The sequence below is a fragment of the Streptomyces sp. NPDC059668 genome (assembly GCF_042734135.1).
Taxonomy (GTDB): domain Bacteria; phylum Actinomycetota; class Actinomycetes; order Streptomycetales; family Streptomycetaceae; genus Streptomyces.
The window spans coordinates 182,127-186,847 of record NZ_JBHWEL010000003.1 but is presented as its reverse complement, the minus strand read 5'-3'; the positions used below and the strand labels follow the sequence as shown (position 1 = coordinate 186,847).

Genomic DNA, 4,721 nt, shown 5'->3' with positions numbered 1-4,721 from the left:
CTCTTTATCCCGGGGTTTGGGGGGCTGGTTTTTTTTTTAAAGACTCTGGGGCAAGTTTCCCCCCGGAGGGCTTCATGCACAGCGACCGAACCGACGCCGCTCCGCCGCAGCCCGCCCCGACCGGCTCCCCGGACCGGCCCCCCACACGACCGGTTCCCCCCACCGCCGACGACACCGGACCGGACGACGGTGACCGGCCCGAAGTGACCCGGCCGCCACGCCTGTTGCTGCCGGCCGCGGGCGGACGCTGGGCGGTGGTCCTGGCCCTGGCCGTGGCCGCGAGCACCACCGCGACCCTGCTGCTGCCCGCCCTGCTGGCCCGCGCCGTCGACCAGGCCCTGGCCGGAGCCGGAACCGTCACCGGTCGTCAACTCGTCGCACTGCTAGCCCTGTTGACGGCAGCGGAGGCCGTCGCCCAATACGCCGCCCCGCGCTCCGGCGCCGACGCGGCGGCCCGCATCCGCACCATGGCGATCCGCCGCACGCTCGCCGCCGGTCCCGCCGCCGTCGCCCGCATGCCGGTCGGTGACCTCGTCGCCCGTCTGACCGCGAGCGCCCCGCAGGCCGCACTGGCCGCGCCCGCCCTGGTCTACTCGGCCGCACAACTGCTCATGGCCGTCGTCGCCGTCGTCGCCCTGACCCTGCTCTCCCCGCTGTTGTCCCTGGCGTTCCTGGCCACCGCGCCCACCGGCTACGCGGTGATCCGCCGCCAACTGCGCCGTACGACCCACGCGGGTGACGGATACCAGCGGACGCAGGCGCGCCTGGCCTCGGGCCTGCTCGACGCGCTCAGCGGCAGCCGCAGCATCGCCGCCTCGGCCACCGTCACCCGGGAGATCGAGCGCGTCCTGCGCCCCCTGCCGCACCTGTCGAGACTGGGACACGAACTGTGGGACACCCAGCGCCGCACCGCGTGGTGCACCGGCCTGCTCGCCCCGGCCACCCAGCTCACCGTCCTCGCCGTGGCGGGGACCCAGGTCGCCGCGGGCCGGCTCGGCGTCGGTGACCTGCTGGCCGCCCTCGGCTACACCGGCATCGGCCTCAGCGGCCTCGGCACCGCGCAGAGCCTCCTCGACGTGGCCCAGGCCCGGGCCGGCGCGGCCCGGCTCACCGACGTACTCACCCTGCCCGTCCGCGCCGTCCCCTCCCGTCCGCTGCCCCCCGGTCCCGGCCGGCTGGAACTGCGGGGCGTCGTCGTACGCCGCCAGGGTGCCGTCGCCCTCGACGGCCTGGACCTGACGGTGCCCGACGGCTCCTGGACGGCTCTCGTGGGCGCCCCCGACTCGGTGACCTCGCTGGTGGCCTCGCTCGCCGTCGGCCTGACCGAACCCGACGAGGGCACGGTCACGCTCGACGGCGTCCCGCTGACGGAGATCCACCCCGACGAACTGCCCGCCGCGATCTCCTGCGCCTTCGCCGACCCGGTGCTGACCGGCGCCACGGTCGAGGACGCGCTCGGCCTCGGCCCGGCGCCCCCGCCGACGTGGCGGCTGCGCGAGGCCGCGCGGACCGCGCAGGCCGACACCTTCATCCGGCGGCTGCCGGACGGCTACCGCACGCCGATGTCCGCCCTCGTCCTGTCCGGCGGAGAACGCCAGCGCCTCGGCCTGGCCAGAGCGCTCGCCCCCGACAGCCGCCTGATCGTCCTGGACGACGCGACCTGCGGCCTGGACGGCGCCACCGAAGCCGCGGCGCTGCACGCCCTGCGCGAGGAGACGGCCGGACGCACCGTCCTGCACATCACCCGGCGCGCCACCGTGGCCGCCGCGGCCGACAGGGTCGCCTGGCTCCACGAAGGACGCGTCCGGGCCGTCGCCGCCCACGACGAACTCTGGCCCCTCGCCGAGTACCGTGACGTGCTGGACGGCGGAGCGCCCGGTCCGCGCCCCGTTCCCGCGAAGGCCTCCGCCGGTGACTGACGACACGACACCGGCCGTCCGCGCCGAGACCCCTTTCGCCCGTCGCCCGGGGGCGGACACCGCAGCGACGTTCGCGCCCGCGCCCGTGACCCCCGTGACTCGCGCCGCCCCCGCGGCCCACGAAGGCCCCGGTCCCGCCGCCGGACCGGCGCCGCGACGGGCCGCCCGTGCCGCCGCCGACGTGCTGCGCTCGGCCTTCACCGACAGCCGGCCGGCGGTTCTCCGGCTGCTCGCGTGGACCCTGTTGTCGGCCCTGCCGGCCCTGGTGTCCGGCAAGGCCATGGCCCTGGCGGTAGACCGAGGGTTCCTCGACCACCGGCCCGGGCAGGCCGCCTGCTGGCTCGCCCTGTTCGCGGCGGCCGCCCTCGTCGGCGCGTGGGCGACCCGGCAGACCTACCCTCAACTCGCCCACGTCGTCGAGCCGATGCGTGACCGGCTGGTACGCCGACTGGTGTCCGGCCTGCTGCACCGGGGGGTCGCGGCCCGCGGCCGCCCGGACGCGTCCGCCGCCACGTCCGTGGCCCAACTGACCCGCCAGGTCGAGGCAGTTCGCGACGCCACCGCCGGACAGCTGCTCGTCGTCTCCCACTTCGCCCTCACCGCCCTGGCCGTGCTGGGCGGCACCGCGATGCTCGCCCCGGCGGCCACCCCGCTGATCGCCGTACCGCTGCTGCTCGCGCTGGCAGGGTTCGCGGCGACCACTCCGGTCACGATGCGGCGCCAGCGCCAGGCGTTCGCCGCCGACGAGAACCTGGCCCGCCTGTGCGCCGACACCCTGACCGCGCTGCGCGACATCGTCACCTGCGGGGCCCGCCGGCCGGCGGAACAGGAGCTGCTCGACGCCGTCGCCGCCGGCGTCCGCGCGAACCGCGCACTGGCGGTCACCGCGGCCGTGCGACGCCTCCTCGTCGCGCTGGGGGCACACCTGCCGCTCCTGCTCGTCGTCCTGGCGGCCCCGGCCCTGGTCCGCAGGGGGCTGACCCCGGGCGAGGTCATGGGCGTCCTGGCCTACCTCACCGGCACGCTGGAACCGGCCCTGCGGCTGCTCGTCCAGGGTGTGGGATCGTCCTGGCTGCGCCTGGCCGTCGCCGCCGAGCGCCTCGCCGCCGCCTCCCGGCCGCCGGCCACCGCCGTCGACGCGGACGGTCCACGGCACATGGGGGACGGGGACGACTGCGAGGGCGGTCCGGGTGGCGAGGACCGCGAGGACGGTCCCGATGGCGGGGAGCGTGAGGGCGGTCCGGACGGCGGGCGCGGCGAGTACGGTGACGGCCCCGCCGACGGTTCCGTGCGCCTCCGCGGCATCTCCTACTCCTACGGAGCCGCCGCGGAACCCGTCTTCGACGCCCTGGACCTCACCCTGCACGACGGGGAGCACCTCGCCGTCGTCGGCCCTTCCGGGGTCGGCAAGTCCACCCTCGCGGACGTACTGGCGGGTGACGTCCCACCGGACCGGGGGAGCGTCGTCCTCGGGGGCACGGCGGCGGTCCGGCTCACCCCTCGGCAACTGGCGCGCGTCCGCGTCCTGTTGCCGCAGGACGCCTATGTGTTCGCCGGCGAGCTTCAGGAGAACCTGCGATGGCTGTGTCCGCAGGCGCCGGAACGGGACGTCCTGTCCGCCGTACGTGCCGTCGGCGCGGCTCCTTTGGTGGAACGCCTCGGCGGGCTGGAGGCCACGGTCGATCCGGCCGCGCTGTCCGCGGGCGAGCGTCAGATCATCGCCCTGGTCCGCGCCCACCTCTCGCCGGCCCGACTGGTCATCCTCGACGAGGCCACCCGACACCTTGACGCCCAGGCGGAGTTGCACGTGGAGGAAGCCTTCCGCGTCCGCCCCGGCACGGTCGTCACCATCACCCACCGGCCCGGTCCGGCACGTCGCGCCGACCGTGTCCTCTTCCTGGACGGAGACCGTGCCCTGGTGGGGACCCACGGCGAGCTGTCGGCCACCGTACCCGGATACCGGGCGCTGGTCGGCGGTCACGGGGCGGACCCCGATCCCTCGGACTGACCGCATCGGCAACGGCCGCCCGGCAGATGGGTCGGGCGGCTCGGAGAACTCGGACGGGGTGGACGGGCCGGGCGAGTCGGACGGGGTGGACGGGTCGGGCGGGTCGGGCGGACCGGAACCCGGTCCGCCCGTCTCCGTCCGCTCAGCCGGGACGGAGCATCAGATCGCTCACCGTCCCGCCCCGGGACAGGTCCAACGCGCCCGCCACCACCTGGGCGACGGAGTCCACGGTGAGGCAGGTGGCGGGGTCGTAGGCGATGCCGAGCCGGGCGTGCAGTTCGGCCTGCATCGGTGTGTCGACCTCGCCCGGGTAGACGGACGTCACGCGGACGCCGTGCTGGTACTCCTCCGCGCGGAGCGACTCGGCGAGTGCCTTGAGGGCGAACTTCGAGGCCGCGTAGGCGGCCAGTCCCGGCGGAGCGTGCAGGCCCGCGCCGGAGTTGAGGAAGACGACGTGCCCCCGCTCGGCACGCAGCGCCGGGAGCAACAGGCGGGTCAGCTCGGCGGGTGCCAGCAGGTTCACCGCGCAGATCTCTTGCCACGGCCCGGCTCCCAACTGCCCCACCGCACCGGGCTCCAGGACACCGGCCACATGCAGCAACGAGTCCAACCGCTCCGGCAGCCCCTGGAGTTCGAACGCGGCCGCGAGTTCTCCCGGTACGGAGAGGTCTGCCACCAGCGTGCGACTGCCGGGGAAGGGGGGGGGCCGGGGCGGCGCCCGGACCGGATCTAGGGGCCGCAGCCCCCCATGGTCCCCGCGGGCCGCCGGCCCGCCCGCGCCGGGCCCCCCGCTA

Annotated in this window: 3 protein-coding genes; 2 read left to right on the top strand and 1 reads right to left on the bottom strand. The window is 75.9% G+C overall.

Annotated elements, in window-relative coordinates; translation table 11 throughout:
• Window positions 1–74: 74 nt before the first annotated feature.
• Window positions 75–1,919 carry an ABC transporter transmembrane domain-containing protein gene (locus tag ACFV2J_RS04520; protein ID WP_385437287.1) on the top strand — a complete coding sequence of 615 codons (1,845 nt, stop codon included), beginning with the start codon at window positions 75–77 and terminating at the stop codon, window positions 1,917–1,919.
• Window positions 1,912–3,927, top strand: coding sequence for an ATP-binding cassette domain-containing protein (locus ACFV2J_RS04515; protein ID WP_385437285.1), 2,016 nt, complete (start codon window positions 1,912–1,914; stop codon window positions 3,925–3,927). The genes ACFV2J_RS04520 and ACFV2J_RS04515 overlap by 8 nt, the downstream gene beginning before the upstream one ends.
• A 142-nt stretch (window positions 3,928–4,069) precedes the next feature.
• Here ACFV2J_RS04515 and ACFV2J_RS04510 read toward each other — a convergent pair whose 3' ends face one another.
• Window positions 4,070–4,603, bottom strand: coding sequence for an SDR family NAD(P)-dependent oxidoreductase (locus ACFV2J_RS04510; protein ID WP_385437283.1), 534 nt, complete (start codon window positions 4,601–4,603; stop codon window positions 4,070–4,072).
• Window positions 4,604–4,721: the final 118 nt, after the last annotated feature.